General features: G+C 44.6%; 4 protein-coding genes and 1 pseudogene. 3 read left to right on the top strand and 2 right to left on the bottom strand.

From position 1 onward, the window contains the following. Nucleotides 1-305 (top strand): annotated as a pseudogene (locus A3757_RS15485) (glutathione peroxidase); the annotation flags it as partial. 321 nt (nt 306-626) lie between these two features. Here the strand turns inward: A3757_RS15485 and A3757_RS15480 are convergent. After that, nucleotides 627-1,229, bottom strand: a complete 603-nt coding sequence (locus A3757_RS15480) for a pyridoxamine 5'-phosphate oxidase family protein (RefSeq protein ID WP_068510197.1) — start codon at nt 1,227-1,229, stop codon at nt 627-629. Nucleotides 1,230-1,244: 15 nt separating this feature from the next. Next, nucleotides 1,245-1,787: a DUF3750 domain-containing protein gene (locus A3757_RS15475; RefSeq protein WP_068510196.1), complete on the bottom strand. Its 543-nt coding sequence runs from the start codon at nt 1,785-1,787 to the stop codon at nt 1,245-1,247. A gap of 272 nt (nt 1,788-2,059) precedes the next feature. On the opposite strand from A3757_RS15475, the gene A3757_RS15470 reads away from it, so the two are divergent. Both A3757_RS15470 and A3757_RS15465 read left to right on the top strand, forming a co-directional pair. Then, the gene (locus A3757_RS15470) at nt 2,060-3,592 is read left to right on the top strand and encodes a cryptochrome/deoxyribodipyrimidine photo-lyase family protein (protein ID WP_082865253.1); all 1,533 of its coding nucleotides are present in this window, start codon (nt 2,060-2,062) and stop codon (nt 3,590-3,592) included. A 309-nt stretch (nt 3,593-3,901) separates the two neighbouring features. After that, on the top strand, nt 3,902-4,001 hold a 100-nt coding region (locus A3757_RS15465), incomplete at its 3' end, for a transposase (protein ID WP_156506344.1).

The raw sequence follows: 4,001 nt of genomic DNA, 5'->3' as shown, positions 1-4,001 counted from the left end.
GTTTGGAAATTGTCGGTTTCCCTTCTAACTCCTTCAGGCAAGAATTAGCAACTGAAGCAGAAACAGCTAGCGTCTGCTTCAAAAACTTCGGCGTTAGTTTCACCATGCTAGCGCCGAGCTATGTAACAGGACCTCAACAAAACGACTTCTACAAAATGCTAAAACAACGGACTGAAAAATCACCAAATTGGAACTTCAACAAGTTCCTCATCTCTTCCGATTTATCAAGTATTTCCTTGTTCAGATCTCAGGTAACCCCCTTAGACAGTGTATTAGAGGAGGCTATCAAAAGATCTCTTAATTAATTTAGTAGCATCAGGGTTATTGTAATCGTTTGAGATATCCGCAGCACAGATATACATATACTTATAAACAAGAGCTAAGAGTAATTTGTCGACAAACCTGCGGCCCTCTTTTATTTTACTTAGTCAATCCACACCCACTACTGAATCTTGCCACCATGGTACCCACAGATTAGGGTATCAGATACGCGAACATTCGCATCAACACCCCTTAACCATTTTCCCTACACCAATCCTATCGGTTAGGGACTCAAACCTGCCACGTGCAGAAAACATGATTGGCGCCAAGAGTAGCAGAGAGTGCAGCCCAATAGTTCGCGCTATTCAAGGAACAAGCGCAGCTCGTTCCCAACTGTGGCCTATATGTCGATATAAAGTGCGCTCATGCAAGCCAGTTTCATGGCCTCGCCAGTACTCTAGATAATTCACAGACACCACCAGCCCAAGCGCATTATCTGTGAAAGGAACTGTATCAGGATTAGGGTACTTTTCTTTCAGCGCGTTAATACCCCGTTCTACCTCAAATGAGCCTTCCAGGGCAGCGCTCTGGTGCGCGACAGTATGATAAAAATGATCCAGCAACTTTGAAATATAAGGTTTATGCTGCCAGTGAGTTTCAAGAACCTCAGGACACATTAATGACAATTCACCCCGAACTCTAAATTGCTGTAGTAGCGAAGGATAGAAAAATAGCAGTTCTACCTTCGCCTCGTTTAAATGTAGTAGGTTCTTTTGGGCAAGTTTGTTCACAAACAGTACACAACTATCTGCATTGATTTCGCGTACGACCAAGGTGCGCATTCTTGGTTGAGACGCATCATTTTGCTCGAGTGTCGCGAGTGTGCAATATTTAGCACTGGGGTCCTGGTTTTGCTTGGCCTCTTGCCTAGCGTTCATCAACAAAGTCATAGGTTGATATTCAGTCATAAACTCTTCGCCCTGTTAATCTACGTAACCACTGCCAATAGCACTAAAGGGAAGCTCCAAGCCCAGTTCGGGCACCTGCGCTGCTATCCAAGCTGGAAAGGTGTTGCTGTTCGGGCCAGGAAAAACTTTATACTCGTTAGCCCAGGGGTAACGTTCAGCTAAAGCAACTATTTCTTCGATCAACTCTTCTGCTTCGTCACCTCGCTTATCCAAAAGAATTTGGGGCTGACTACCAAACCAATACCTATCAGGAATATCATTCTCGACTCTCAACACAGACAGTCCTCGTTTGGCACGCCAACCTATCACTTCAAGAACGGTATATTCAGAAGCATCTCTTGCTTTCACCGCAATCCAAGTATGTATCGCAAACCAACCTCGCCACCCCCATGCATCGGCACCATATACCTGAATAACCGCTTCGGGAGTTTCGGTAGACAAAGGGGCGAGCCCGGAAGAGTCTCTAGACGCTTCTCGCCAGCTTCCCGTGCTGCACCCCACCGCTAACACACTGAAAAGTATCATACTAAATTGAATCAATGCCTTAATGGTAAACATCGTCTATTTCCCCGTTATCTTCTCCGTAAAAACAAGACCTTAGTCTTACAAGCACTGGGCTTACAAACAACACGCCTTTTCCTCCGACAGAAAGACATTCAGCCCCTTCTCCTCAGCACGCGTCTACTTTTTTAGACTCATTACCGTTAGAGGCTTTTCATCATTTAGTAAATGTACGTTTACCCCGTGGAATAGATCACTCTGTAGGTGATCTTTTTCCCCCTTCCAAACGTAAACGTAACAAACATCATAGTTAGGATTGAATAGAATTCATGTCAGCTCAAGGTTTACATCAACAAATCAGCGACTTACGAACCAAACAACCAACTCAAAACCAGGGCATTAACGTTGTATGGTTTAAGCGTGATCTCAGGTTACGTGATCATACTCCCCTGAAGGAAGCTTGTGCAGGCAAAAATCCCACCTTACTGATCTATATCTTCGAAGATCTGCTAATACAAGACCCTCACTACGACGTGCGCCATTGGCGTTTTATTTGCCAGTCTTTAGCCGATTTGAATCGTCAACTCAAGGCCTTTAACACGCAGATCCATTGCTTTCGGGGCAAGGTTCTTAAGGCGTTAGAGGAAATCCATAGCCATTTCACAATCAATCGATTATTCAGCTATGAAGAGACCGGTATACGTGCTACCTATGAGCGCGATAAGGAAATAGCTGATTGGCTAGCCAAACACCAAATAGACTGGCAAGAAAGCCCAACGGGCGGAGTCATTCGAGGGCTGACCCACCGAAGCAATTGGGACAAGCACTGGCACAGTATCATGCGCATGGGTTTAGACAATCCCGACCTTCGAGGCGCTAACCTTATTTCTCTAGCACATCATCATCCGAATGATGCAATGGAGCCTTCTTGGCTTGAAACGCATCCTAGGATGCAACATGGGGGTGAAAAATGGGCTGAGAGAACACTCGCTTCTTTTTTTAGATCAAGAGGTCAAGACTATGCCTATAAAATATCAAAACCACTTGAAAGCCGAAAGAGCTGTTCCCGCATGTCTCCTTACCTGGCTTGGGGAAATATTAGCCTGCGGCAGTTTTATCAGCGAACCTTACTTCATCGTCGCGAACAGGGGTGGCGTAAAACGGCGAATACCTTGTGTTCACGTTTGCATTGGCACTGCCATTTTATCCAAAAGTTTGAAAGTGAACATGAAATGGAAGAAAGACCTGTCAATCGCGCTTACGCGTTATTCAGCTATCGAGAAGACAATGATTCCCTTTGCCATCGCCAAGCTTGGCAAGATGGAAAAACGGGCTACCCCATTGTTGATGCATGCATGCGATGTTTAATCGAAACGGGTTATTTGAACTTTCGAATGCGATCCATGCTCGTCAGCTTTTTTTGTCATCATTTGCTGCAGGATTGGCGGCAAGGTGTACATTATCTAGCCAAGCTTTTTTTGGACTTCGAGCCCGGTATTCACTATGCGCAGTTTCAGATGCAGGCTGGCGTCACAGGCACAAATACCATTCGAATTTACAATCCAGTGAAACAAAGTCTAGAGCATGACCCTAATGGTGAGTTTATCAGAATGTGGCTACCGGAATTGGCTAAACTCCCAAACGAGCTGATTCACACGCCGTGGATGATGACTCCTATGGAAGAAACATTGTATGACCTATCTCTGGGAACCACGTATCCAAAACCAATTGTCGATATTAAAGAAACGGGAAAAATTGCTCGCCGCGAATTATGGGCTTTTCGTAAACGAACCTTCGTCAGACAAGAAAACAGCAGGATTCTTCACCGTCACGTACGTCCTAATAAACGGAAAAGAGACTAAACTGAACCGCTGTGTGCCACCTTAAGAAAAAACACTTTGGTGCTTTGAAGCAGGCTATTGCGAAGGCCTTACTCACCAAACTCTATTTTAACCCGCTATGGTTATTCAAGCACTTCCTCTTGATAATTTTTTTGAGTGGCCGTTATTCGACTTTCAGTTATTGTCGATTGCAACACTGCGCTTTATTGTCGATTTGCCTGTAGCAGTATTCGCCATTGTGACGATCCAAAACACGCCCCCTCGCAATGATCTGCTTTAATCAAACAGGACACTTCAATAAGGAATATAATCCAATTATTGAGGTGTTAAATGACAAAACGAAAGAACAGAAGTTATACAACAGAGTTTAAACAAGAAGCGGTTGCCCTGGTCACCGAGCAAGGCTATAGCGTTCCTAAAGCGGCTGCTT

Source organism: Oleiphilus sp. HI0117 (assembly GCF_001635235.1).
The sequence above is the reverse complement of the archived record's forward strand: the minus strand, read 5'-3'. Positions and strand labels throughout refer to the sequence as shown.

Bases quoted from the DNA above. Each gene is read 5' to 3' on its own strand.
- A3757_RS15480 (WP_068510197.1), bottom strand. From the start codon at position 1,229: ATGACTGAATATCAACCTATGACTTTGTTGATGAACGCTAGGCAAGAG.
- A3757_RS15475 (WP_068510196.1), bottom strand. From the start codon at position 1,787: ATGTTTACCATTAAGGCATTGATTCAATTTAGTATGATACTTTTCAGT.
- A3757_RS15470 (WP_082865253.1), top strand. From the start codon at position 2,060: ATGTCAGCTCAAGGTTTACATCAACAAATCAGCGACTTACGAACCAAA.